Raw genomic sequence first — 26363 nt, forward strand, 5'->3', positions numbered from 1 at the left:
CGCAGTGTGACTGTGGACGGATACCGAAACGGCAACGACGGCCTTGCGCCGCCCGCGTCCACGCAGACTGTCGGACAGCCTGCGCCCGCGCTTGCCGAACGTGGCAACGCCCATGGCCGCTTCGCCTTCGGACGTAACCTGACCCTGCTCGGCGCCATGCTGTTGCTTGCTGCAAGCCTGACCCTTCCGGCCATGGCCGCGACGCAAACGGTTGACCACGGCTGGCAATTCCGTCTGGTGCCCGGGTCGACCGCGGCGGCTGAACACCCCGGCGCCAGCACCTGGCATTCCGCCCAGGTGCCGGGCACGGTGCAGACCGACCTGCTGGCGGCCGGCCTGATCCCGGCGCCGTACTACCGCGACAACGAAGCCAAGGTGCAGTGGGTCGGCCTGGCCGATTGGCAATACCGGACCACGTTGCAGGTGGATGCCGCGACGCTGCAGCAAGGCCACGTGGATCTGGTGTTCGATGGCCTGGATACCTTTGCCGACGTCAGCCTCAATGGCCATCCGATCCTGTCTGCCGACAACATGTTCCGGCGTTGGCGGGTGCCGGTGAAGAAACTGCTGCATGCCGGCGCGAACACGCTTACCGTCACCCTGCATTCGCCGATCAAGCGGCTGCAGCCATGGCTGCTCAAGCAGGCGTATGCGTTGCCCGGCGAGTTCGACTCGGCGTTCGGCGACGAACCCGTGGGCAAGCAGACCGCCAACTACGTGCGCAAGGCGGCCTACCAGTACGGCTGGGACTGGGGCCCGCGCATCGTCACCGAAGGCATCTGGCATGACGTGCGACTGCAGGGCTGGGACAGCCTGCGGCTGGCGGATTTCCACATGGCGCAACCGCACGTCACCGCCGACGTCGCGGAACTGCAGGCACAACTGGACATCGACTCCGACTCAGCCGGTCCGGTGCAGGTGACGCTGCACTGGCGCGCGCCGGATGGCAGTACGCAGTCGTTGCAGCACGAGGTCGTGCTGAAGGTCGGCGACAACCACGTTGCGTTGCCGCTGCGCATCGACCATCCGCAGCGCTGGTGGCCGGTCGGCTACGGCGCACCCAACCTGTACGACTTCCACGTGGATATCGCCCGCGGCGGCAAGATGCTGGCCAGCGCGGATCGCGAAACCGGCTTGCGCAGCGTGGAGCTGCGTCGGCAAAAGGATCAGTGGGGCAAGAGCTTTGAGTTCGTGGTGAACGGTGTGCCGATCTTCGCCAAGGGCGCGAACGTGATTCCGCAGGACATGTTCCCGAATCGCGTCACGCCAGCCCGCATCGACGCGATGCTGCAGTCCGCGCGCGATGCCAACATGAACATGCTGCGCGTCTGGGGCGGTGGTTATTACTTCGATGATGCGTTCTATGCCGAGGCCGACAAGCTGGGCCTGATGATCTGGCAGGACTTCATGTTCGGCGGTGCGATCCCGCCTTACGACGAGGCTTTCCGCGACAACACCCGGATCGAGGCGATCCAGCAGGTGGATCGGTTGCGCGACCATCCGTCCATCGTCGTTTGGGTCGGCAACAACGAGGTCGAAACCGCGTGGGAGTCCTGGGGCACAAGCCTGGATTTCAAGAAAGCGCAGGGCAAGGCCGAAAGCCAGCGCGTCGAGCAAGGCATGCGTGAGTTGTTCGACCACACCTTGCGCGACGTGGTCGCATCGCAATCACCCGACGTGCCGTATTGGCCGAGCACCCCCAGCAGCGACTACGACACCAAGGCCAACGTGCTGGACAACGGCGACTACCATTACTGGAACGTGTGGTCGGGTGACGCGCTGCCGGCCACCGCCTATCTGGGTGTGACACCGCGCTTCCAGTCCGAATACGGCCTGCAGTCGTTCCCCGCGCTGGCGACATTGCGTAGCGTGCTCAAGCCGGCCGATCTCTCCCTCGATTCGCCCGTGTTGCGCGCGCACCAGAAGTTCGACAAGGGCAAGGGCAACCAGCGCCTGCTGATGTACGTCGAGCGCGAGTACGGCAAGCCGAAGAATTTCGCTGCGCTGGTCTATCTCAGCCAGGTGATGCAGGCCGAGGGCATCGAGCTGGCCGCCGAGCACCTGCGCGCCTCGCGTCCGCAGACCATGGGCTCGCTGTATTGGCAGCTCAACGACGTGTGGCCCGGCATCACCTGGGCCAGCATCGACTACGACGGTCGCTGGAAGGCGTTGCAGTACCACGCGAAGCGCTTCTACGCGCCGCTGCGGGTGGTGCCGATCCGCCAGAATGGCCGCACGCAGGTGTCGCTGGTGTCCGATCGCACCACGCCGTTCGATGCGCAATTGCGCACGCGCGTATTGGACATGCACGGCAAACTGCTGCAGCAGCACGTGCAGGATGTGCACGTCGCCGCGCTAGCCAGCACGCGGGTCGCCGACCTGGCCGATGCGCAGCTGCTGCATGGCGCCGATTCGCATCGCAGCATGGCGGTGTTCGATCTGCTCGATCACGGCAAGTTGCTGAGTCGTCACGTGCTGTACTTCGACGTGGCCAAGGCATTGGACCTGCCCGATCCTGGCCTGCACGCAACGCTTTCGTCGGACGGCCATCAGCTTACGGTCAGCGCCAGGAACCTTGCGCGCGAAGTGTGGGTCGATTTCGGCAAGCTGGATGCGCGGCTTTCCGACAATGCATTCACCCTGCTGCCCGGGCAGAAGGTCACCTTGCAGGTCCACAGCGATGCCGATCCAGCCGCGTTGCGCCATGCCTTGCATGTGCGCAGCCTCGCCGGGGCCACGGTAGATACGCGGCCATGATGCCGGTCGGCGCCCTCGCCATGACTTGCGCGTTTGGTTTCGCGCTGGTGGCGGGGTGTGTCGATGCACGGACGCCGGACGCGCATTCACGTGCGGTGGCACTGGTGGCGAAGATGACGCTGCCGGAGAAAGTGGCGCAGATGCAGAACGATGCGCCGGCGATCCCGCGCCTGGGTGTGCCGGCCTACGACTGGTGGAGCGAAGGCTTGCACGGCATCGCCCGCAACGGTTACGCCACCGTGTTTCCGCAGGCGATCGGACTGGCCGCAAGCTGGGACACCTCGCTGCTGCATGCGGTGGGCACGGTGATCTCGACCGAGGCACGGGCCAAGTTCAACGCATCGGGCAGCGGTCATGCCCACGGTCTGTTCCAGGGGCTGACCTTGTGGTCGCCGAACATCAACATTTTCCGTGATCCGCGCTGGGGCCGTGGGCAGGAAACCTATGGCGAAGATCCGTACCTGACTGGCCAGCTCGCCGTGGCCTTCGTGCGCGGCATCCAGGGCGATGACCCGCAGCATCCGCGCGCCATCGCCACGCCCAAGCATTTCGTCGCACACAGCGGACCGGAAGCCGGGCGCGACAGCTTCGACGTCGATGTCTCTCCGCATGATCTGGAAGACACCTACCTGCCGGCGTTCCGCACTGCGGTCGTCGATGGCCATGCCGGTTCGGTGATGTGCGCGTACAACGCCTTGCATGGCACGCCGGCCTGCGCCAATGCGGGGTTGCTGGACACGCGCCTGCGCAAGGACTGGGGCTTTGCCGGCTATGTCGTGTCCGACTGCGATGCCGTTGGCGACATCGCCTCGTACCATTATTTCAAACCGGATGACGTGCAGGCCTCGGTGGCTGCCGTGCAAGCGGGCACCGATCTCGACTGCGGCCACACCTATGCCAGCCTGGCGCAGGCGGTGCGCCAGGGCGACATTGCCGAGTCCGCGCTGGATACCGCGCTGGTGCGCCTGTTCACCGCGCGCTACCGCCTCGGCGAGCTGGGTGGTCGCAGCGATGATCCGTATGCCCGCATCGGTGCGGATCAGATCGACAGCCCGGCGCATCGCAAGCTGGCCTTGCAGGCAGCGCTGGAGTCGCTGGTGCTGCTGAAAAACGCGCATGGCACCTTGCCATTGCATGCCGGCATGCGCCTGGCGGTGATCGGTCCGGACGCGGATGCGTTGGAAACGCTGGAAGCGAATTACCACGGTACCGCGCGCCATCCGGTGACACCGTTGCAGGGGTTGCGTGCACGTTTCGGGGCCGACCATGTGGCCTATGCGCAAGGCGCGCCGATCGCGCTCGGCGTGTCGATACCGGTGCCCGAGACCGCCTTGCGCACGGATGGCGGCGCGGTGGGTCTGACCGGGGCGTACTACGACAACCTCGATTTCAGCGGCACGCCGAAGCTCACACGTACCGATCGCGTGATCGATTTCGATTGGGATCGCGTCGCCCCGGCCGTCGGCCTCGATCCCGATCACTACGCTGTGCGCTGGAGCGGTCAACTGCTTCCGCCAGGGCTAGGCGATTACGTGCTGGCCGTGCATGTCGATCGCTGCTTCGACTGCAGCGGCCACGATCCCGTGCGCCTGTACGTGGATGGCAAGCCGGTGATCGCCGATCACAGCGACGCAAGTGACCTCAAGGTCCAACTGCATTTTGCCGACAGCCATCCCCATACCCTGCGCCTGGAGCTGGTGCATAGCGGCCAGGACCAGGGCGTGCGCCTGCAGTGGCAGGCGCCACCGGCCGCGCAATTGGCGGCCGCGGAACGCGTACTACACGACGCCGATGCCGTGGTCGCCTTCATCGGTCTGTCGCCGGATGTCGAAGGCGAGCAATTGCGCATCGACGTGCCGGGTTTCGATGGCGGCGATCGCACCGATATCGGTTTGCCGGCACCGCAGCGCGCACTGCTGGAACGCGCCAGGGCTTCCGGCAAGCCGTTGATCGTGGTGTTGCTGTCAGGCAGTGCCGTGGCGTTGGACTGGGCGCAGCAACATGCCGATGCCATCCTCGCAGCGTGGTATCCGGGGCAGGCCGGTGGCACTGCCATCGCGCAGGTGCTGGCGGGCGACTACAACCCGGGCGGCCGCCTGCCGGTGACCTTCTACCGGTCGACCCGCGACTTGCCGCCGTATGTCAGTTACGCCATGCAGGGGCGCACTTATCGCTATTTCGATGGCAGGCCGTTGTACCCGTTCGGCTATGGGCTGAGCTATACGCGGTTCACGTATGCGGCGCCGACGTTGTCGACAGCGACGCTGAAAGCGGGCGGCACCCTGCAAGTCAGCGCCGAAGTGCGCAATGCCGGTCAGCGTGCCGGCGACGAAGTGGTGCAGGTCTATCTGGACACTCCGCCATCGCCGCTGGCACCACGTCATGCACTGGTCGGTTTTCGTCGTATCCACCTTGCCGCGGGCGAGCAGCGCCTGGTGCGTTTCACGTTGGCGCCGCGGCAGTTGAGTAGCGTCGATGCGGCTGGTGCGAGGGCAGTCGAGCCCGGTCAGTACCGCGTTTTCATTGGCGCGGGTCAACCCGGGCATGCCGCTGGCGTCGCGGCACATTTTTCCATCGACGGTCGCGAGGCGCTGGCGCCGTGACCACGAAAATCCTCCCACGAGTCCTGCCATGCTTACACGTCGAGACATGCTCAAACTGATCGGCAGCACTGCCGCCACCAGCGCCTTTGCGCTCACCACGCAAGGCATGGCGGCTGCGGTGTCGTCGGCATCGGGAGCGCTGATCAGCCACCGACCGCCGCCGGCCAAGCGCAAGTTCACCAGCGCGGCGGTGGAGCAGGAGATTGCGCGCATCCAGTCGAAGATCGGCGATCCCGAGCTGGCGTGGCTGTTCGGCAATTGCTACCCGAACACACTGGACACCACCGTGCATCTGGACACGCTGCACGGCAAGCCGGACACGTTCGTGGTCACCGGTGACATCGATGCAATGTGGCTGCGCGATTCCTCGGCGCAGGTATGGCCTTACCTGCCGCTGGCGGCGAAGGACAAATCGCTGCGCCGCTTGTTCCAGGGACTGATCCGGCGTCAGGCGCTGTGCATTTCGATCGATCCCTACGCCAACGCCTTCCTGCCCGATCCGCACGGCAAGACCACGCTGGACTGGGCACAGCACGATCTCACCGACATGAAGCCCGGCGTGGCCGAACGCAAATGGGAAATCGATTCGCTGTGCTGGCCGATCCGGATGATGCACGGCTACTGGCAGGCCACCGGCGATCGCACGCCGTTCGACGACGACTGGCGTGCCTCGATGCACAAAGTGTTGGCCACCTTCCGCGAGCAACAGCGCAAGCACGGACACGGCCCGTACCATTTCCAGCGCAGTTCGGCGATCCCCACGGATACCGTGCCGCTGGGTGGTTACGGCAACCCGGCGCGACCGGTCGGGCTGATCTTCTCGATGTTCCGCCCCTCCGACGATGCCTGCATCTATCCGCTGTTTGTACCGGCGAATGCGTTCGCGGTGGTCTCGCTGCACCAGCTCGCACAGATGTCACGCGCGCTGCATGGCGACCACGCTTTCGCCGCCGATTGCGAAGCGCTGGCCAGTGAAGTGGAAACGGCACTGCAGCAGCACGCGTTGATCCGCGATGCGGACGGCACCGACGTATGGGCTTACGAGGTGGATGGCTACGGCAACCAGTTGTTCATGGATGACGCGAACATTCCCAGCCTGTCCGCGATGGCCTACCTGGGCTTCTGCAAACGCGACGATGCGCGTTACCAGCGCACTCGCACGCAGGCCTGGAGCACGCGCAACCCGTACTTCTTCAGCGGCACCGCAGCGCAGGGCATCGGTGGCCCGCACGAGGGGCTGCGCATGATCTGGCCGATGTCGATCATGGTGCGCGCACTGACCAGCAACGACCCCGACGAAATCCGCCAGTGCCTGCACTGGCTCAAGACCACGCATGCCGGTACCGGTTTCATGCATGAAGCTTTCGATCAGGACGATCCGACCCATTTCACCCGGCCCTGGTTCGCCTGGGCCAACTCGCTGTTCGGCGAACTCATCGTCGACCTGGCTGGACGCCATCCCGATCTGCTGCGGCGCGCCTGAGCGCACCACGGTTTCTTCCCCCGATACAACAACCCATCCAGGAACAGGAGAACTCAGCATGGTGACCCGCAGACAATTCCTGCAAGGCGCGGCAGCCCTCACACTGATCGGCGGCGTTGGCCAGCAACGCGCCCTGGCCGCGGCCGTGGCCGGCATGCGCGGCACGTCATCGTCGGCGATACCTGCGGCCCAGGGTGTATCGCACTACGTCGACGTGTTCGTCGGCACCGGTGGCCATGGCCATACCTATCCGGGCGCCACGATGCCGTTCGGCATGGTGCAGCTCAGCCCGGATACCAACGATGCCGGTTGGGATGCCTGCTCGGGCTACCACCAGAACGACGGCTCGATCATGGGTTTCTCGCATACCCATCTCAGCGGCACCGGTGCCAGCGACATGCTCGACGTGCTGGTGATGCCGGCACAGGGGCCGGTGTTGCTGCAGCCGGGCGCACGTGGCCTGCCGGACAAGAACTATCGCTCGCGTTACGACAGTGCCGCGGTAGCCGCTGAACGATTGCCGCCCGACCTCGTCGGCGTTCCCGGTCCCGGTTATCGCTCGCGCTACGATCGTGCCAGCGAGCAGGCGCAGCCGGGCTATTACCGCGTGCGCCTGACCGACCACGACATCCTCGCCGAACTCACCGCCACCTTGCGCGCGGGTTTGCATCGCTACACCTTCGGCAAGAAAGGTTCCGGCCATCTGCTGGTGGATTTCGCGCACGGCTTCCATGACAACGCGAAGGTGCCGTGCAAGGTCACCGATGCCACGCTCAAGCTGGTCGGCAACGACACCCTGGTCGGCAGCCGCCGCGTGCATCAGTGGGCGAACGGTCGCTACATCCACTTCGCGATGAAGCTGTCGCGTCCGTTTACCAGGGCCGAGCTCTTCTCGAACGATGCGCAGGTATCCGGCGGACAGGCCGCCGGCACCCACCTCAAGGCTGCGCTGCATTTCAGCGATGCAGGCGACGCACCGTTGCTGGCCAAGGTCGGCATTTCGGCGGTGGACATCGACGGTGCCATGCGCAACGTCGACGCCGAAATCCCCGACTGGAACTTCGAGCGCGTGCAGCGTGCCGCCGCCGATGCGTGGGAACGCGAGCTGGGTCGCATCCGCTTCGATACCTCCTCCGCAACGGTGCGCAGCACCTTCTACAGCGCGCTGTACCACACCATGCTCGCGCCCACATTGTTCAGCGATGTGGATGGTCGCTATCGCGGCATGGACCTGAAGGTGCACCAGTTGGCCGAAGGCGAGCACAACTACAGCACCTACTCGCTGTGGGACACCTATCGCGCGCAGCATCCGCTGCTCACCCTGTACCAGAGCGAGCGCGTGCCGGACCTGGTCAACGGCCTGGTGCGCATGTCACTGGAAAGCCCGGCCGGTCCACCGGTGTGGCCGCTGCAAGGCGTGGAAACCTACTGCATGATCGGCTACCACTCGGTGGTGGTGCTGGCCGAGGCACACGCCAAGGGCTTCAAGGGCATCGACTACGCCAAGGCGTGGCCGGTGTATCGCAAGCTGGCGATGGACGAGGATTACCGCGGCCTGCCGTATTACCGCAAGCTCGGTTACATCCCCAGCGACAAGGTGGACGAGGCGGTCAGCAAGACCCTGGAATATGCCTACGACGACTGGGCCATGGCGCATCTGGCCGAGGCCGTCGGTGCGCACGATGACGCCAAGGTGCTGCGCAAGCGTTCGCAGAATTATCGCAACGTGTTCGATCGCAAGATGACCTTCACGCGTCCGCGCGGCGAGAACGGCAAGTGGCTGGAACCCTTCGATCCACGTGGCATGGGTCACTCCAGCAAGTGGCGCGATTTCACCGAGTCCAATGCCTGGGAAGCCACCTTCCTCAACCAGCACGACCTGTACGACTACATGAAGTTGTTCGGCAGCGAAACGGCGTTCGAGAAGAAGCTGGACACCTTGTTCACCACCAGCTCCGAGCTGCCGGCCGATGCGCCGCCGGACATCGCCGGCATGGTCGGCCAGTACGCCCACGGCAACGAGCCCAGCCATCACGTGGCTTACCTCTACGCCTACACCGGTGCGCACTACAAGACGCAGTCGCGCGTGCGCATGTTGCTGGACACCATGTACCGCGCAGCTCCCGACGGCCTGGCCGGCAACGAGGACTGCGGGCAGATGAGTGCGTGGTACGTGATCAGCGCGCTGGGCCTGTACGCCGTTGATCCAGTCAGCGCCCACTACGTATTCGGCAGCCCGTTGCTCGACAGCGCCGAGGTTGATTTGGGCCAGGGCCGCAAACTGGCGGTGGTTGCGCATGGCAACGGTCCGGACAAGCCTTACATCCAGTCGATCACCTGGAACGGCAAGCCCTGGACGAAGAGCTGGATCAGCCATGCCGAGCTGGCGCAAGGCGGCACGCTGGCCTTCACCATGGGTGCTACGCCGAACAAGAAGTTCGGCGCCGCACCGGCGGACCGTCCGCCATCGTTCGGTGCCGCCGCTACCGCGTGAATCCCCCGTAGGAGCGCACCCTGTGCGCGAAAAGCTCTTGGCTGGTTATCGCCAAAAGCCTTTCGCGCACAAGGTGCGTTCCTGCAAGATGCGCTTACCTCTGCAACCGATAAACACTGGTATGCAGCGAGCTCACGCCAGCCTCAACGAACTTCGGCTGCGAGACGAGAATGTCGCGTCGTTCGATCAGGCCCACGTTCCAACTGTGACCAAACAGCGCGTCGACGTTGCCGGCATCGACGGAAAACGGCGGCCCATCCATTTCCTGTTGCGGGTAGTCCAGGGTGATCATCAGGCCGCGACAGCCCTTGGGCAATCGGCCGTAAACCTCGCGTGCATAGCGTTCGCGCAAGGGCGGGGGCAGGGCAATCACGGCGGCGCGGTCATACACCGCATGGCAACTGGCGAGGGTGGCGTCATCCAGCGCAAACACGTCGCACTGGATGATCTCGATGCGACCGGCCACATGATGCACACCCAGTGGTGATTCGTGCCGTTCCGGCGTCAGTCGTTGTTCGGCGAAGAACTGTTCGATCGCCAACGGTGACAACTCCACGCCCAGCACGTGGTGGCCTTGCGCCGCCAGCCACGGCATGTCCAATGTCTTGCCGCACAGTGGCACCAGCACGCGGCTGTCCGGCGGCAGTGTCAGGGTCGGCCAATGTCTCACCAGCAGTGGCATCGGCTGGTCGCGATGAAAGCCGGTTTGGCCTTCGCGCCAGCGTTGCAGCCAGAATTCCGCTTGCATGGGTTACTCCGAGGCGTGGGGAAATTGTCGGCCACCTTATCAATGCGTCCGACAAACGCGCGTGTTTGTGTTGATGGGAGACGGGCTTCATTCAGCCCTTCGCCGAAGTCTGCGTCAGGCTTCCCAGGCAAGCATGATCTTGCCGATATGCTCGCTGCTTTCCATCAAGGCATGGGCCTGTGCGGCCTCGCCCGCCGGCAGCACGGCATGGATGACCGGGCGCACCTTGCCGGCCTCCAGCAGTGGCCAGACCTGCGCATGCAGTTGCCGGGCGAGTTCGGCCTTGAAGGTCACCGGACGTGCACGCAGCGTGGAGCCGGTGAGGGTGAGCCGGCGCCGCATGATCGTGCCGGCATCGATCTCGCCCTTGGCGCCGCCCAGCGTGGCGATGAATACCAGCCGCCCGCCTTCGGCGAGGGCATCGATTTCGCGCGGGATGTAATCGCCGGCGACCATGTCCAGGATCACGTCCACGCCACGGCCATCGGTGGCCTGTTTCACCACCTCGGCGAAGTCCTGCTCGCGGTAATTGATCGCCAGCTCCGCGCCCAGCTTTTCGCAAGCGGCGCATTTCTCCGCATTGCCGGCGGTGGCGAACACGCGATGGCCCAGTGCATGGGCCAACTGGATCGCGGTGACGCCGATGCCGCTGGAGCCGCCCTGCACCAGCAGGCTTTCGTGCGAACCGCCTTCGCCATGGCCAAGCTGGCCACGCACGAATACGTTGCTCCACACGGTGAAAAAGTTTTCCGGCAACGCCGCGGCCTCGATCATCGAGAAACCCTTCGGCACTGGCAGGCATTGCACCAACGGCGCAACCGCGTATTCCGCGTAACCGCCGCCGGCGAGCAAGGCGCACACGGCATCGCCGGGTTTCAGGCCGAACGGGTTGGCCGCAGCGAAATCGCCTTCGACCAGCGTGCCCGCCACTTCCAATCCCGGCAGGTCGGACGCACCCGGCGGCGGCGCGTAATGCCCGCGTCGCTGGAAGACATCCGGCCGATTGACCCCGGAGGCTGCGACCTTGATCAACACCTCGCCCGGTCCCGGTTGCGGTCTGGGTCGCTGCACGGGTTGAAGCACGTCAGGTGTGCCGAAGCGGGTGATCTCGATGGCTTGCATGGTGGGCATGGGGATTCCTGGTCGGCTCGGTGATTCAGATCAGTCTGGTGGCAGCGGCGACCGTATCAAGCCCGACATCATGCCGATGTGTCGAACGCTTCGTTTGATGTGCGGGCGTTCATTCTCCTTCCCTGCGCGCAGGGGAGGGTTGGGGTGGGGTAAAACCAGTTCGCCGCAAAGCTCACCCCCTCCCAGCCTCCCCCTGCTTGCAGGAGGAGGGGCGACGGTATCGCAGCGTTCACTCTCCCTTCCCTGCACGCAGGGGTGGGGTTAGGTCATGCTGCCGTATCCACCAGCACCAGTTCGGCATCTTCCAGCGCGGTCACGCGCAACACGGGCTCGTTGCGAATCGCGGCGCCGTCGCGTGCATCGATCCGCACACCGTTGACTTCCACCACCCCGCTGGCAGGTACCAGATAGCCGTAGCGACCTTCCGCCATCGCATATTCGACCGTTTCGCCGGCTTTCAACGTGGCGCCGAGCACGCGCGCATCGGTGCGCAGGGGCAGGGCGTCGGCGTCTTGTTTGAATCCGCTGGCCAGTACCACGAAGCGGCCGGAACGCTCGCCCTTCGGGAACGGTCGCGTTCCCCATGACGGCGGCTGGCCTGCGCTGTCGGGGATGATCCAGATCTGGAAGATGCGCGTGGCTTCCGCTTCGTCGTTGTATTCGGCGTGGGTGATGCCACTGCCCGCGCTCATCACCTGCACATCGCCGGCGACCGTGCGACCGACGTTGCCCAGGCTGTCCTTGTGGCTGATGGCGCCTTCGCGCACATAGGTGATGATTTCCATGTCCGCATGCGGGTGCGGCGGGAAGCCGGTGTGCGGCGCGATGGTGTCGTCGTTCCACACGCGCAATGCACCCCAGCCCATGCGCGCGGGATCGTGGTAGCCGGCAAACGAGAAATGATGCTTGGCGTTGAGCCAGCCGTGGTCGGCTCCGCCGAGGCGGTCAAAGGGGCGACGTTCGATCATGGGAAAACCTCCGTGGATGCTTCGCCACAGCATGGGGCCCGGCGCTCAGCGATGGAACGGACACGGGGCGAACGGATTGTTGCGCGAATGGCGTCATTTTCCTCGCTCTCCTCGATGCGCGGCCATCCCTGGCCTGTTCTGCTCCTTGGGGCTTCCCGCGTCTCCGTCGTCAGTCGTCACCGGCCTGAACGGTGACGGGCGCGAAGCTGGAAATTCCCGCCGCGGAGCCGCATATTCAGAGATCGGCCATTTAGCGTTTTGCGGAGGTTCCCATGGCTACCGGTTGGGCCGGCGACGGCGCCGTACAGGACCAGATCGACGCCACCGTCAGCGATGCGGTGCAGCGCGCGCGGCAACAGCTGCGCCAAGGGCCCGGGCTGGCCCATTGCGAGGAATGCGACGCCCCGATTCCCGAAGCCCGCCGCAAGGCGGTGCCCGGCGTGCGCCTGTGCGTGGCCTGCCAGCAGGCGCAGGATGCCGAGCGCAGTGCCGGCCTCTACAACCGTCGCGGCAGCAAGGACAGCCAGCTGCGCTGAAGCGCTTTCGGGCTTGCTCGGTTCAGCCAAGAGCCAAGTCATGGCTCCTGCATCAGTGAGGCATCAGGCTTTCAGGCCGATCCGCGTGCGGTACGGCGTCCGCGATGCCCGCTCATCTCGCTGCCAGCATCGTGGGCGAACTTGAGGTGCCAGCGCGTGGCGCAGAGCGAGATCAGGGTGACCACCAGGAAGGCGATGGCAAAGTCGCGCTGGCCGAGCTGGCTGTGGTGTTCGGTCGCCATGCTCAGCTTGAGGATCATCGCCCCGCTGCACACACCGACCGACAGCATCAGCTGCTGCAGCGTGGTGTAGAAGCTGTTGGCTGCGCTCATGCGCTCGGCCGGCACCGCCTCGTAGGCCACCGTGTTGTAGGCGCCGAACTGGAACGACATCGACGCACCGCACACCATCAGCAGCACGAACATCAGCGCGAACGGCCAGTCCGGCTGGAAGAACGCGCACACGGCGTAACTCATGCTGGACAGCACGCCGTTGATCACCATGCCGCGCCGGAAACCGGTGCGCTTGAGCAAGGCTGGCGTGGCGCTGCGGATGAGCAGCGCGCCCAGCGATGTCGCCAGGATCAGCTGGCCGCTGCGCACGGCCGACATGCCGAAACCGATCTGGAACATCAGCGGCAGCAGGAACGGTTGCGCGCCCTGGGTGATGCGCATCAGCGCACCGGAAATCACCGACAGCCGGAACGAATCGATGCGCAGCAGCGAAAGATCGATTAGCGGATCGCTGCGGTGCCGTGCATGCCACAGATAGCCCATGCAGGCCGCCGCCCCGACCGTCATCAGGCTCAGCGCATGCGGCAGGTTGGCGCTCTGGCCCACTTCCTCGAAACCGAACAGCAGGCAGCCCAGGCCCACGCTGCACAGCGCGAATCCGCCCAGGTCGAAACGCGACGGACGCGCGGCGCTGGGGATGTACGGAATGAACCGGCGCACCAGCCAGAAGCCGAGCATGCCGATCGGCACGTTGATGTAGAAGATCCAGCGCCAGTCGAGATACTGCACGATGAAGCCGCCCAGCGGCGGACCGATCAATGGCCCGAGGAAGGCCGGCACCAGGGTCCACGACATCGCCGACACGAAATGCTTGCGCTCCACCGCGCTGAGCAACACCAGCCGCCCGATCGGCGCCATCATCGCGCCGCCCGCGCCCTGCAGCAGGCGCGCGGCCACCATCAACGGCAGGCTGTGGGTCAGTGAGCACAGGATCGAGCCCAGCACGAACACGATGATCGACCCGCTGAACACGCGCTTGGTGCCGAAGCGGTCGGCCACCTTGCCGCTGATCGGAATGAGCACGGCCAGCGCCAGCAGGTAGCTGGTCATGGCAATGCTCATGGCCGGGGCGCGCACGTGGAAATCGCGGGCCATCGTGGGCAGCGCCGTGGCCAGCACGGTCGCGTCCATCTGCTCCATGAAGATGGCGCAGGCCACGATCAGGGAGATCACGCGGTAATCGGGAAACGCCGGCGTGGGGAGAGCCGTGGCGTTCGCCTTTTCCTCGGTGTGCAGACTCACGAAAGGTTCCTGGAAACAGCCGCAGACAGCCATCACCGACTGGGGTGGTCGGCATACGGAAACGTGCGAATGCCACAACGCATCGGGGGTGGTGCGCTGCAACATGACGAATTGTCCACCGTTGTCATGGCCGCGACAAGTACGACCAAAGGCGAAGAGGGCATGTTTCAGCAGGGCGTCTGGCTGCCGTTCAGATGGATGGTGCTGGATTGGCTCCTCCCCCTGCCCGCAGGGGGAGGTTGGGAGGGGGTGACGCTTTTATCCCCAAGCCAAAAGCACCCCTCCCCAACCCTCCCCTGCGCGCAGGGGAGGGGGCGTTCAGCTCGCCCTTCGAGGCACGTGGACAGCCTGCTCCGGTATGACAAGCCAAAGCGTGGCGAATGCCGTTTCCAGTGCCAATTCCTTATTCGCCCTCGCTGCCAATCCCATCCAGCTCGGCCAGCACCTCGTCCGCAAGCACCAGTTCGGCCGCCGCAAGGTTTTCTCGCAGATGCCCCAGTGACGACGTGCCCGGGATCAGCACGATGTTCGGCGCGCGTGCCAGCAGCCAGGCCAGTGCCACCTGCATCGGCGTCACGCCCAGCTTTTCGGCCACGGCCGACAAGGTGCCGGACTGCAACGGCGTGAATCCGCCCAGCGGGAAGAACGGCACGTAGGCGATGCCTTGCTGGCCCAGCGTGTCGATCAATGCGTCGTCGTCGCGGTGCGCAAGGTTGTAGTGGTTCTGCACGCAGGCCACTTTGGCGATGCGCTGCGCTTCGGCCACCTGGGTTGGCGTGACGTTGCTCAGGCCAAGCTGCCGGATCAGGCCCTGCTGCTGAAGCTTGGCCAATACCGTGAAGCGTTCCTCGATCGATTCCTCGCTGGGTTCGTGGATGTTCCCCATGATGCGCAGGTTCACCACGTCGAGCACGTCGACGCCGAGGTTGCGCAGGTTGTCGTGCACCGCCTGTGTCAACTCGGCCGGGCTTTGTGCCGCATTCCACGACGCATCGGCACCGCGCGTGGCGCCCACCTTGGTCACGATCACCAGATCGTCCCCATACGGATGCAGGGCTTCGCGGATCAGCTGGTTAGTTACGTGGGGACCGTAGAAGTCGCTGGTGTCGATGTGGTTCACGCCCGAGGCCACGGCCTCACGCAGCACGGCCAGCGCGGTGGCATGGTCTTTCGGCGGCCCGAACACGCCGGGCCCGGCGAGCTGCATCGCGCCGTAGCCCATGCGGGTCACCCGGCGATCGCCCAGGGAAAAGCTTCCGGATTTCGTGAGATCAGTCATGGTGATTCCAGTGTGGGGAACATCGAAAAACCTCCCAATTTGCGTCATCCCGGCGAAGGACAGGATGACGAGCAAATAAAACGGTTACTCGAGGTTCTCTGAAGGGGAAGGGCGGAACAGGTGCAGCGCCACTATAGGCATTGACCGCCTGCACGATAATCCGCTCAAATCGGCACGGGCTGTACGGAAATTCGAACAATGGCAACCGATCTTCAGGAGCTTTTCGCCTTCCTCGCCGTGGTGCAGGCAGGCGGCTTTCGCGAAGCGGCGCGCAAGAGTGGCAGTTCTGCGTCGAGCCTGAGCGAAGCCGTGCGCCGGCTGGAAACGCGTCTTGGGGTGCGCTTGCTCAACCGCAGCACCCGCAGTGTGGTGCCGACCGAGGCCGGCACTCGTCTGGCCGAACGCCTGGTGCCTGCGCTCGGCGAAGTGGATGCCGCGCTGGATGTGGTCAGCGGCTTTCGCGACCGGCCGGCCGGAACCCTGAGGCTCAACGTGCCCACGGTGGCGGCCCGGTTGGTGCTTCCTGGCATCGTCACGCCATTCCTCAAGGCCTATCCCGATATCCGGCTGGAAGTGATTGCGGAAGACAGCTTCGTCGACATGCTGGCGTCGGGCTGCGACGCCGGTATTCGTTACGACGAGCGGCTGGAGCAGGACATGATCGCCGTGCCTATCGGCCCGCGCTTCCAGCGCATTGCTACCGCTGCCGCACCAGCCTATCTCGATGCGCGAGGCCGGCCGGAACATCCGCGCGACTTGCTTGACCACGCTTGCCTGCGCGGGCAGTTTCCCAGCGGGTCCATTCCCACTTGGGAATTCGAGCGCGATGGCAAGGTGCTGCAAGTCGATCCCAGCGGACCGTTATTGGTGCGTATTGGCGCGGCGGTGGATCTCGCCGTTGCAGCTGCCATGGATGGCCTCGGCATCATCCATCTGTTCGAAGAATGGTTGCGACCGCACTTCGACAGCGGCGCGCTGGAACCCGTGCTGGAACCGTGGTGGCAGACGTTCTCGGGCCCGTTCCTCTATTACCCGGGCCGTCGGCATCTTCCGTCGCCGCTGCGGGCCTTTATCGATTTCATCCGATCGCGCTGAAATTTCCTTCGCGGCATGCATGTGAAATCGTCACTGTGCTCGCCATCCCGGCGCAGGCCGGGATTCCGTGGCGACCACGCCTGCTCGGGGCACACCCTCACCGGGTGACCGGATTCGCTTGTCGAAAAGTGCCTCTACCCGGCGCCGTCACGAGGAGCAAGGCCATGCTGTAGCCTTGCCGCCGCGCATTCATGCAGCGCACGGTGCGATTGCGCGACACTTCATTTCTTTGCCCCCACAAGGCGCACGACCTTGCCCCACTTGTTCGTAAATCGGCGCCTGCAACGGCTGTTGGCCGCGGCCGGCTGCATGCTGGCGATCCCTGCCATGGCGAAAACGCCCCCGGGTTTCGCTGGCCCGCTCACCGTCCACCTGCGCAGCGACCGCATGACGCTGCGCATGGCCAAGGCGCCGCAGCTTTATCTTGCGGGCACGATCGATGCTGGCGCGGTAGCGCAGGTGCAGCAACTGTTGCAGTCGGGGCGCTTGTCGCCGGGGACGGATGTCTATCTGGACTCGTCCCATGGCGATGTCGCCTCCGGCATGGCGTTGGGTAAGCTGTTCCGGAATGCCCGCTTCAACACCCATCTGGGCGCCTGGCGCAGCGGGAGTTGGCGCGCGAGCGGATCATCCGCGCTCCCGGCCACCTGTCTGGATGCCTGCGCCTACGCGTATCTCGGCGGTGTGTACCGCTGGTCGCCCAGTGGTGCCGATCGCATCGGCCTGCACGAAAACCTGTTGCCGGATCGCACCACCACCGCGCCCGGCACACCCCCGCCGCAACAGTTGCGCGACTACATGGCGTCGATGGGCGTGCGTCCGGTGTACTTCGCGCAGGTCAGCCAGTTGGTGATGAACGGCATCGCCTGGTGGAACACCGAAAAAATGGCGCCGTGGCTGGTGGCCAATAACGGCCGCCTGCCGCCCACCGCGTCGTACCGGAAAGCCCCCGGCGCGCCGGTGCTGACCTTGACCCAGGAGGTGCGAGGCAATCGCAGCCTGATGGTGCTGCAGTGCGCATCCGGCAAGTTCTCGTTGACGGCCCGCTACGTGCAGAGCGACTCGTCCGCCGAACGCCTCGCTCCACGCACCATGTACGCCTATTTCGAAGTCGGCAAACAGGCGCTGGGCATGCGCCAGGGCGCGCGACCGAAAGCGGATGGCGATGCGCTGGTTTTCACCCGCGAGCTGCCCTTCACGGAGCTGGATACCGTGCTGCGTGCGCCCTTGCTGGCCGCGCGGATCGAGGTGATGGGCAGCCCCGTGCGCCTCGGTTTCTGGTTGGATCCCGCCGTGGTGGAACCGCAGACCCGCGCGTTCTACGCTGATTGCCAGGCACTGCAGCCCGGCTACGTGCCACCTCCGCCGACAGCCAAGCCGGCCAAGCGTTCGCTGTGGAAGCGGATCAAGGGCGTGTTCAAGTAAGTCTGGCCGGGGCGGCCATGTGGACGTCCTGAGCCGTCGTGTGCAGCGCCATCCACGCCCCGAACCTTGCAGAAGCGTCATCCCAGCGGACAGCTCACTGCTGTCCGGAATAATCCCGGGATGTCCTTCGAGAGTGAACACCCGCGCCGTTTGCGCGAGATGCAACAAGGGGGCGACTCCATTTCTGGCAGTGAGCACCTCTCCGGCTCGTCATCCCGGCGCAGGCCGGGATCCAGTAGCGATCACACCTGTCCAAACCATACGGCTACTGGATGACCAGACAGCCGTCTGTTGAAAGGCGCCTCCGGCCTTCGCCGGAATGACAAGCGCTGGACCCTGTTGCCAACGTTCGCAGCACGGGCGACGTCACGCCAATAATGTCGACACCATCACACTTGCGTTATCCTCGACCCGGATTCAGGGGGATAAGGGATGATCAAGCGATTCGGACTGATCGCCGTGGCCCTTGGCTGTGCAGTCGTTGCGGGCTGTAACCAGACGCCACAGGGAAACACGGCGACATTGACGCAGCGCTCGCCGCAAGCCGGGCAGGGCACCAACCCATTGGTCACCGCAGGCCACCTCGTAGCCATCGAGGCCGCCGGCCTGAGCGGTAACCAGCGTGCCGTGCGCGGCCACGTCGAAGCCATGCACCACAACCTGATGCGCGACATGCGCCTGGCCGATACCTCTCGCCCCATCAATCACGAAGCCGCCCGCGCCGCCGTGCGCCCGCTGCAAGGCGTGCGCTCCAGCGCATGGATCGACCGCAGCAATCTTCTGGTGATGGTTGGCGGCGGCCGCTACCGCAACATGGACACCATCGATCGCGTCTGCGACGCACTGGCGCCGCTGGGCGATACGTTGGCCGTGGTCGTCAACGTGCAGGACGTGATGGCGACCACGTCGGAAGGCGCAGATGTGTTGTCGCGGAATTGCCAGCTCGGGGCAGGGGAACGGGCGTTGCTGCAGTCGAAGCGGCGGATGAATGTGTTGGATCCGGAGGTGAGGCGAGTGTTTCGGGGACAGCAGGGTGAGTGATATATGACTGTAATCCATTGATGGATTCAGATTGACAAATTTTTGATTAGTTAAATCTAGGAGCTAAAAATGAATGGATATACGACTTTTCGTGCGTACAGGTATCAACTTCTGCCATTGGATCGTAATGAAACGAAGGATATGTATAACGAGTTGACAGCTGCCGAAATAATCAATCGTAAGAACGAATTTTTTGCTGAGTCGCTCAATTTACTTCCAAGGGTGAGGCACCGTAAATCTGAAATTTTGATCGATGTTAAATCACTTGGTAAAGATGTTTTTTCTATACATCTGGCACCTAGTCGACCTTTGACGAGAGAGACTTCTCAATCCAATTTAGAGAAAGTTGAAAACTGGCCGCATATAACAGCATTTATTTTGAATAAACCGAATGAACAGTATTTGCTCATTCAGGACCGAGTCGCTGCCTTTGCAAACACCGATGCTGTATCAAATTTGGTCAAAGTGGGGACTAGGCATGCGCTTGAAAAATTGGGCCTTAGCTTACACATTGAGCCGCTTTTTGAGAGTGCGTACTTTTGGGATCTGATTGAGGAGTATAGGAATAGGGTTGTAATGGTGGAGTTCGAATTTATCACACCGAATATGTCTAACATATCGAGAACTCTGTCTGAGAGCCTTAAGAGTTTAGGGAAAGACACCAATGCGGTACGTGAAGATCTTGCAATAACATCCGATCCTGCTGTATCACTGGATATTTCGCCTAGTAATGAAACGATTCAGGGGTTGGTTGAATACACGAGTGAGGGTGGCGGTGATATAACCGTCAAAGTTAAAGGCATTAGAAAGCGCTTCCATACGTCAAAGTCATCTCGGGAAGTCAATCTTTCTGGTCTTGAAATTACGGCATCACCTGAGCAAATAATCGCTGTAATTAGAGAGGCTCTGCGGTGATAAAGAGTATTGCGCGAGTGGCACTCACATCTATTGGTGTTGCATGTATTTTTCAGTTCATGCTTCACATAATACAGTCACAATTTGTGTTCTTGTTTCTTAAATCTAATATTACAATTCTTCAAGTTGCACTTCTTGCCATTAACGGAGCGACTCTGGGTATAGTGTTGACTAAGGTTAAGGATATTATAGATAAAAACGGAAAACGCGAAGAGTTTATGTCAGCTAAAAGAGAGATGCTTCTTTCGATCAAAGAGCAGGTGGCTCTTATCATCATTTCTTTGGCTGTTATTTCTCTCGCCACGGCGAAGTGTCCACCATTTAATTTTTCGAATGAGATTTATCAGATTCTTTTGATTGCATCATTTTTATATTCCTTGCAGATACTTTACGACACAACCAAAAGCGTATTCCTGATACTGGATTTCTGATCGACATGGCCCTTCCAAGGGCTGTTATGGGCCAGAATCTCCCTCCACAGCCACCTCCGCAAACCTCTCCCGCAACCACTGATGCCCCGCATCATGCTGCGCGCTCGGATGCCAGGCCATGGCGATTTCGAACGGTTCCATCGCGAAGGGCAGGGGCAGGATGTCGAGCAGGGTGGTGTATTTCTGCAGCAGGCGGCTGGGCAGGGTGGCGATGCAGTCGGTGCTGGAGAGCACCAGGGCGACCTGGTTGTAGCTGGAGACGGTGACCACCACTTTGCGCGTTTTCGACAGCGCGGCCAGCGTGTCGTCGACGGAGCTGCTGAAGTCGCCGTTCTGCGACACCATGATGTGGCGCAGGCCGCAGTAGTCGTCGAGGCTGGCGTGGCCCTTGCCGCGCGGGTGGTGTTTTCCCTGCGCCATGCTGAAGCCGTCGCGCAGCAGAAAGCGCGCTTTCAGTGCTTCGGGCACTTTCTCGGAGGCGCCGATATAGAGATCGATCTCGCCACGCTCCATGCGTGCGGTGAGGTCTTCGCGTGGCGGCGCCACGAAGCTGATGCGCAGACCCGGGGCGTCTTGCGCCAGCATGGTGCTGAGTGCGGTGACGCCGATGATGGTGAAGATGCTGTCGTTGCTGGCGACCACAAAGGTGCGTTGCGCGGTGGCCGGGTCGAATGCGGATTGGGTGTTTACCGCGCTGCGCAAGCTGCTCAGCGCCTGGCTGAGTCGTGGTTGGAGTTCCAGTGCGCGCGGCGTGGCCACCATGCCGCGGCCTTGTTCGGAGGGCACCAGCAGCGGGTCATCGAACAGCTCGCGCAGGCGGCTCAGCTGCCCGGATAGCGCCGGCTGGCTGATATTCAGGCGGCGGGCCGCGCGGGTGACGTTGAGCGTGTCCAGCATGGCGTCGAGCGAGATCAGCAGGGGCAGGTCGGAACGCTTGATATCCACGCGGGTGATACCTCGTATAGGGAATGCCGACTCACGCTGAGGCCGATGGCGCGCCTATCGTTTCGGTGCCGGAGCAGACCGCAGCGTAGTGGGACACACCCCCACGGCACCAATGTCATTCCTTCATGACGCGCTGTGGCGGGCTCCGTACTCCATCAGGGTTTCGAAAACTGCCGTCACCCCAGCGAACGCTGGGGTCCAGCGCCTTCCTGCGCTCTTGAAAGCAAAGGCACTGGGTTCCTGCTTTTGCAGGAATGACGGGAAAAGCGGTTTTTCGAGGCTCTCCTTCTGCCATCTATCGGAACATGCTCATGAATACCTCCAAGCAACATCTCGTTCTTGCTGCCGTGCTGACGCTGTCAGCCGCCATCGGCGGTACCTTTGCGCCTGTCGTCCCTGCTTATGCCGCGCCAGCCAGCACCGCAGTTGCGGCCTCCGTGCCGATGCCGGGTTTCTATCCTTACCGTGTGGGCAATTTCGAGATCGTGGCGCTTTCCGACGGCACCGTGCCGCTGGATCTGCATGCGCTGATGAAGGATGCGCCGAAGGGCGTGGTCGACAAGCTGCTGGATCGGTCGTTCCTCACCAATCCGGTGGAGTCATCGATCAACGGCTTCCTGATCGACACGGACACGCGCTTGATTCTGGTGGATACCGGCGCGGGCGATCTGTTCGGCCCCACGGCTGGCGGCAAGCTGGTCGCCAATCTGAAAGCCGCCGGCTATGACCCGGCGCGCATCGACGATGTGCTGCTCACCCATATTCATCCGGACCACAGCGGCGGCCTGGTTCACGACGGGCAGCGGGTGTTTCCCAACGCCACGGTGTTCGTGGGCAAGCCGGACGTGGACCTGTTCATGGACCCGGCCCACCAGAATGGCGTGGATGGCTACGACAAGTCGTATTTCCACGAAGCGGTGCTGACCTTGGAGCCGTATGCGAAGGCCAGCAAGCTGAAGCCATTCAGCGGTGTGACGCACATCCTTCCCGGCATCGAGGCGATTCCCACGCCGGGGCATACGCCGGGCCACAGTTTCTATCTGGTGCAAAGCCAGGGACATTCGATCGAATTCGTGGGCGACCTGGTCAATTCCGAAGCGGTGCAGTTCCCGCAACCCGGCATCACCACCAGCTTTGATTTCAGCCAGAGCGGAGCGGCCACGCAACGCCTCAAGCAGTTCGCGAACCTGGCCGGCAAGCGCGAGCTGATCGCTGCCGCGCACCTGCCGTTCCCGGGCCTGGGGCATATCCGCAAGGCAGCCTCGGGCTGGGCGTTCGTGCCGGTGGATTACCGCAACCGCGCGGGGAAGTGATGCGGCACACGCGCTTGCCGTGAGGCAGGACGGATGCGTGGAAACAGCAACGGCGCTGCAGCGATACGGCGTCGTTGTTTGTTCTCGCAGAAGTCACTGGATGCCAGCTTTCGCTGGCATGACGGGCGTTACAGCGCCGGGAACATGCCTGACGCGCCCATGTCGGTGCCGTCGAGTTCGATAGATACCGGTTTGCATGGGCGTCGCTGGCAAGCTGGCCTGATCGGTCCGCTTGCGGTCCGCGATGGTGCTCGCCGGCCGCGCGCGCCGTGCCTAGAGTGACCACTCCCTTGTCGATGGAGTCATCGCCCCATGTCTGATATCCCCGCCGTACTTGTGATCGATGTCCAGCAATCGTTCCTGCAAGCGCCGTACTGGCGCGAGGACGATGTGCCTGCGTTCCGCCAGAACTTGTTGAAGCTGCTCGATGCCGCCGCCGTGCGTGGCTGGCCGGTCGTGCGTATCCTGCACGAGGAAAGCACTGGGCATTTTTCGGCAGCGTCCGGCCTGGTGCAGCCGATGGAGTGGATGCCTGATGCGCATGATGTGCTGTTCCACAAGCATGTCCACAACGCCTTTACCGATACCGGTCTTGAGGCATGGCTGCGCGAACGTAGCATCGGCCGGGTCATCGTCAGCGGCATCCGCACCGAACAGTGCTGCGAGACCACGGCGCGTGTGGCTTCCGATCTCGGTTTCGCCGTCGATTACGTGACCGAGGCGACGCTGACCTTTCCGATGGTCCACGCCGGCAGCGGAAGCCACTACGATGCACAGGACATCAAGCAGCGCACGGAACTGGTTCTGGATGGCCGCTTTGCCCGCATCCGCACCGTCGATGACGTACTCGCCGATCACTGAGGTGTGCTTTGTGCTGCCGCCGGCGCTGATCCTGCTGGATCTCGCCGGCGCCGCCGATGCTTTTCGCATTGCCGCGTCGATGGGGCTGCCGGTTCGCCTGCGCATGCTGGCACCGGTGGCGGGCGGCGAGGCTGCCTCGACCGCGCTCGGCGTGGGCCTCACCGGCATCGAGCCGTTGCCGGCGCAACTGGGCGATCACACGCTGATCGTGGTGTGCGGCGCCACCGGCAGTGGCGATAAGGTGTTGTCTTCGCCCGCAAGCGCAGCCTTGATCGAGTGGCTGCGGCGGCATGGCGGCAACGGCCGACCGCTTGCCTGCGTCTGCTCGGGCGCGTTGATGGCGGCTGCCGCCGGCTTGCTGGATGGCCGACGCTGCACTACCCACCACAGCCTGCTCGACGATCTTCGCCGGCTCGCTCCAACTGCCGAGGTGCTGGACAGTCGTGTGTTTGTCGAGGATGGCGACGTATACACCAGCGCCGGCATCACCGCGGGCATCGACCTGGCGCTGCACCTGATTGCCAAGCTCGGCTCGCCGCGCCTGGCTGCCGCAGTGGCACGGGAGATGGCGGTGTACGTGCGACGTGCCGCCGGCGATCCGGCCTTGTCGCCGTGGCTGGAAGGTCGCAACCACATGAACATGGCCATTCATCGCGTGCAGGATGCGCTGGCGCAGGCACCGGAGCAGGACTGGCCGCTGGCGCGCCTTGCCGACATCGGACACATGAGCGTACGTAGCCTGACGCGCCATTTCCGCGAAGCCAGCGGCATGTCGGTCAATCGCTACCACGCCAGCCTGCGGCTGACACTTGCCCGTCAATCGCTGGCTGCAGGCGACAGCGTGGAGCGCGCCGCCGAACGCGCCGGCGTGGGCTCGGCCCGACAGTTGCGCCGATTGTGGTCGACCTATGCCAGCGACAGCCCCGCATCGGCGCGACGCCGACGCTGAGCACGTCATTCCGGCGAAGTGCTTTTCAACAGCCGAATGCCTGGTCACCCAGTAGCGATCACGCCTGCTCAGGCTACACAGTCACTGGATGACCAGACATTCGTCTGTTGAAAGACTCCTTCGGCCTGCGCCGGAATGACGAGCCGGATGGGTTATCGCTAGCAGAAGTGGAGTCGACTTCTCATCGCATCTGATGTGAGCCGCGTGCGCTCTCACCCTTATGGTGCGCGCAGCCTTACCAGTCGGTCGGACGATAATCCTTCAGGAATTGTCCCCACACGTGTTCGCCGGTGTTGATGCCGCTGATGATCGGGTCGACGATGCGCGCGGCGCCGTCGATGATGTCCAGTGGCGGGTGGAAGCGTTCTTCCAGCACTTTCCTCGCGGCCAGCTCGGCCGGATCCTCGTCGGTCACCCAGCCGGTGTCGACGCTGTTCATGTGGATGCCGTCGTTGTGGTAGTCGGTGGCGGAGGTGCGCGTCATCATGTTCAGCGCGGCCTTGGCCATGTTGGTATGCGGATGCCGGGTGGTCTTGAAGTTGCGGTAGAACTGGCCTTCCATCGCCGACACGTTGACGATGTGCTTGTCGCGTTCGGGCGTGCGCAGCATCAGCGGCTTCAGGCGCGCGTTGATGATGAAAGGTGCGATCGCGTTCACCAGTTGCACTTCGAGCAATTCCACCGATGGCACCTCGGCCATCAGCAGTCGCCACGAGTTGCGCTGGCGCAGGTCGATCTGCTGTAGATCCTGGTCGAGCTTGCCTTCGGGGAACAGATGACTTTGCGCCAGCAGTTCCTCTGGCAGCAGCGGCATCTGGGACAGTTCGGCGGCGTGGGTCAGGCCGGGCAGCTCTGATGTGCGGCTGGCCAGCAGGTTCGCCGGGGCACCCGCCTCGGGCAGGATGTTCGAGCCGCGCAGGCCTTCGTAGTGACCGACCAGCTGGCGCACATGTCTGGGCATGTCGTGCAGCGCCGCGGTCTCGCCTTCCATCATGTGCGCGTAGAAGTCCGGTGGACGGCGTACGGTCTGGCAGGCGTTGTTGATGATGAAATCCAGCCGCGGCCGGGTGGCCACCAGTTCCTGGCAGAACGCTTCCACGCTCGGCGTGTGGCGCAGGTCGAGTCCATAGATCTGCAGGCGATGGCCCCATTCGCCGAAGTCCGGTTCCTCGGCATAGCGAGCCGCCGAATCGCGCGGGAAACGCGTGGTGACGATCAGTTCCGCGCCAGCGCGCAGCAATTTCAGGCCGGCCTGGTAGCCGATCTTCACGCGCCCACCAGTCAGCAGCGCGACGCGACCGTGCAGATCGACCAGCTCGGTGCGCTTGGCGTAGTTGAATGCCGCACAGGTGGGGCACAGTTGGTCGTAGAAAAAATGGATCGTCGAATACTTCTGCTTGCACACGTAGCAGTGCTTGGGCTCGATCGACTCACGCGGTTGCGCGGCATCGGCATCCGGCGCGATGTCGTGCGCTTCGAAGCCAAGCGGGGCATGCACATTCGGCGTGGTGAACACCGGCCGGCGGCGCAGCTCGCGGATGCCGGTCTGATTGAGCACGGCATCCTCGGCCTGGATCTTCAGCGCATGCCGCGCTTTCTCGGCTGCCTTCATCTTGATCCGACGCGCGCCAGGATCGGGGTGATAGGCCTGCGCCACAGCTCGGTGCAGGCGCTGGCGGTCATCCGCGGGCAGCCGGTCCAGCGATTGTCGATCGGCGGCGAACGATTCCAGCAGTTCCGCGGCGGCGCGCACACGTTGTAGCAATGCGGTGTCCGCGTCATCGGTGACCGTGTCACCAGACAGTGGCGTGGTGGTGTTCATAAGCATGATCTGTATCGAGTTGGGCAGAGCGA

General features: G+C 63.5%; 19 protein-coding genes and 2 pseudogenes. 14 read left to right on the plus strand and 7 right to left on the minus strand.

Going from position 1 to position 26363, the window contains the following annotated elements:
- Nucleotides 1–156 precede the first annotated feature (156 nt).
- The 5 genes and pseudogenes from BMY90_RS01820 (at nucleotide 157) to BMY90_RS01835 (ending at nucleotide 9337) form a co-directional block, all read left to right on the plus strand.
- The gene (locus BMY90_RS01820; RefSeq protein WP_092701072.1) at nucleotides 157–2757 is read left to right on the plus strand and encodes a beta-mannosidase; all 2601 of its coding nucleotides are present in this window, start codon (nucleotides 157–159) and stop codon (nucleotides 2755–2757) included.
- A gap of 140 nt (nucleotides 2758–2897) precedes the next feature.
- Nucleotides 2898–3671: pseudogene (locus BMY90_RS17530) on the plus strand (glycoside hydrolase family 3 protein); the annotation flags it as partial.
- 240 nt (nucleotides 3672–3911) lie between these two features.
- Nucleotides 3912–5360 (plus strand): annotated as a pseudogene (locus BMY90_RS17535) (glycoside hydrolase family 3 C-terminal domain-containing protein); the annotation flags it as partial.
- A gap of 28 nt (nucleotides 5361–5388) precedes the next feature.
- Nucleotides 5389–6843, plus strand: a complete 1455-nt coding sequence (locus BMY90_RS01830; RefSeq protein ID WP_092700793.1) for a glycoside hydrolase family 125 protein — start codon at nucleotides 5389–5391, stop codon at nucleotides 6841–6843.
- Nucleotides 6844–6901: 58 nt separating this feature from the next.
- Nucleotides 6902–9337 carry a GH92 family glycosyl hydrolase gene (locus BMY90_RS01835; protein ID WP_092700796.1) on the plus strand — a complete coding sequence of 812 codons (2436 nt, stop codon included), beginning with the start codon at nucleotides 6902–6904 and terminating at the stop codon, nucleotides 9335–9337.
- Nucleotides 9338–9431: 94 nt separating this feature from the next.
- Here the strand turns inward: BMY90_RS01835 and BMY90_RS01840 are convergent, their stop codons facing one another.
- From BMY90_RS01840 to BMY90_RS01850, 3 genes are all read right to left on the minus strand, one after another.
- A complete protein-coding gene (locus tag BMY90_RS01840; RefSeq protein WP_092700799.1) occupies nucleotides 9432–10085 on the minus strand; it encodes a thiopurine S-methyltransferase in 654 nt (217 codons plus the stop codon).
- Between the two features lie 114 nt (nucleotides 10086–10199).
- The gene (locus BMY90_RS01845; RefSeq protein ID WP_092700802.1) at nucleotides 10200–11207 is read right to left on the minus strand and encodes an NAD(P)H-quinone oxidoreductase; all 1008 of its coding nucleotides are present in this window, start codon (nucleotides 11205–11207) and stop codon (nucleotides 10200–10202) included.
- Between the two features lie 275 nt (nucleotides 11208–11482).
- Complete coding sequence (locus BMY90_RS01850) at nucleotides 11483–12184, minus strand: pirin family protein (protein WP_092700805.1); 702 nt, start codon at nucleotides 12182–12184, stop codon at nucleotides 11483–11485.
- A 272-nt stretch (nucleotides 12185–12456) separates the two neighbouring features.
- Here BMY90_RS01850 and BMY90_RS01855 point away from each other — a divergent pair, with 272 nt between their 5' ends.
- Nucleotides 12457–12720, plus strand: coding sequence for a DksA/TraR family C4-type zinc finger protein (locus BMY90_RS01855; protein ID WP_008212863.1), 264 nt, complete (start codon nucleotides 12457–12459; stop codon nucleotides 12718–12720).
- Between the two features lie 71 nt (nucleotides 12721–12791).
- Here BMY90_RS01855 and BMY90_RS01860 read toward each other — a convergent pair whose 3' ends face one another.
- Together BMY90_RS01860 and BMY90_RS01865 are read right to left on the minus strand one after the other, a co-directional pair.
- Nucleotides 12792–14255, minus strand: coding sequence for a DHA2 family efflux MFS transporter permease subunit (locus BMY90_RS01860; protein WP_092701075.1), 1464 nt, complete (start codon nucleotides 14253–14255; stop codon nucleotides 12792–12794).
- A 403-nt stretch (nucleotides 14256–14658) separates the two neighbouring features.
- On the minus strand, nucleotides 14659–15534 hold the full coding sequence (locus BMY90_RS01865) for an aldo/keto reductase family oxidoreductase (protein ID WP_092700808.1): 876 nt from the start codon (nucleotides 15532–15534) through the stop codon (nucleotides 14659–14661).
- Nucleotides 15535–15732: 198 nt separating this feature from the next.
- Between BMY90_RS01865 and BMY90_RS01870 the strand changes: the two genes are divergently transcribed.
- The 5 genes from BMY90_RS01870 to BMY90_RS01885 all read left to right on the plus strand — a co-directional run bounded on the left by BMY90_RS01870 (nucleotide 15733) and on the right by BMY90_RS01885 (nucleotide 20441).
- Complete coding sequence (locus BMY90_RS01870; RefSeq protein WP_092700811.1) at nucleotides 15733–16629, plus strand: LysR family transcriptional regulator; 897 nt, start codon at nucleotides 15733–15735, stop codon at nucleotides 16627–16629.
- 327 nt (nucleotides 16630–16956) lie between these two features.
- Nucleotides 16957–18054, plus strand: coding sequence for a hypothetical protein (locus BMY90_RS01875; protein WP_139201659.1), 1098 nt, complete (start codon nucleotides 16957–16959; stop codon nucleotides 18052–18054).
- 432 nt (nucleotides 18055–18486) lie between these two features.
- A complete protein-coding gene (locus BMY90_RS01880; RefSeq protein ID WP_092700817.1) occupies nucleotides 18487–19095 on the plus strand; it encodes a hypothetical protein in 609 nt (202 codons plus the stop codon).
- 69 nt (nucleotides 19096–19164) lie between these two features.
- On the plus strand, nucleotides 19165–20010 hold the full coding sequence (locus BMY90_RS16955; protein ID WP_139201660.1) for a hypothetical protein: 846 nt from the start codon (nucleotides 19165–19167) through the stop codon (nucleotides 20008–20010).
- Complete coding sequence (locus BMY90_RS01885; protein WP_139201661.1) at nucleotides 20007–20441, plus strand: hypothetical protein; 435 nt, start codon at nucleotides 20007–20009, stop codon at nucleotides 20439–20441. The genes BMY90_RS16955 and BMY90_RS01885 overlap by 4 nt, the downstream gene beginning before the upstream one ends.
- Nucleotides 20442–20465: 24 nt before the next feature.
- Here the strand turns inward: BMY90_RS01885 and BMY90_RS01890 are convergent, their stop codons facing one another.
- Nucleotides 20466–21386 (minus strand): LysR family transcriptional regulator, encoded by a 921-nt coding sequence (locus BMY90_RS01890; RefSeq protein ID WP_092700822.1) that lies wholly within the window; start codon nucleotides 21384–21386, stop codon nucleotides 20466–20468.
- Between the two features lie 311 nt (nucleotides 21387–21697).
- On the opposite strand from BMY90_RS01890, the gene BMY90_RS01895 reads away from it, so the two are divergent.
- From BMY90_RS01895 to BMY90_RS01905, 3 genes are all read left to right on the plus strand, one after another.
- Entirely contained in the window at nucleotides 21698–22699 is a 1002-nt protein-coding gene (locus tag BMY90_RS01895; protein ID WP_217638542.1) for an MBL fold metallo-hydrolase, read from the plus strand.
- 312 nt (nucleotides 22700–23011) lie between these two features.
- Nucleotides 23012–23560 carry a cysteine hydrolase family protein gene (locus tag BMY90_RS01900; RefSeq protein ID WP_092700828.1) on the plus strand — a complete coding sequence of 183 codons (549 nt, stop codon included), beginning with the start codon at nucleotides 23012–23014 and terminating at the stop codon, nucleotides 23558–23560.
- Nucleotides 23508–24509 (plus strand): GlxA family transcriptional regulator, encoded by a 1002-nt coding sequence (locus tag BMY90_RS01905; RefSeq protein WP_245734799.1) that lies wholly within the window; start codon nucleotides 23508–23510, stop codon nucleotides 24507–24509. Before BMY90_RS01900 ends, BMY90_RS01905 begins: the two co-directional genes overlap by 53 nt.
- Nucleotides 24510–24744: 235 nt before the next feature.
- Here BMY90_RS01905 and BMY90_RS01910 read toward each other — a convergent pair whose 3' ends face one another.
- Nucleotides 24745–26331 (minus strand): SDR family NAD(P)-dependent oxidoreductase, encoded by a 1587-nt coding sequence (locus BMY90_RS01910; protein ID WP_175481476.1) that lies wholly within the window; start codon nucleotides 26329–26331, stop codon nucleotides 24745–24747.
- Nucleotides 26332–26363: the final 32 nt, after the last annotated feature.

The organism is Rhodanobacter glycinis, assembly GCF_900114325.1.
Classification (GTDB): domain Bacteria; phylum Pseudomonadota; class Gammaproteobacteria; order Xanthomonadales; family Rhodanobacteraceae; genus Rhodanobacter_A; species Rhodanobacter_A glycinis.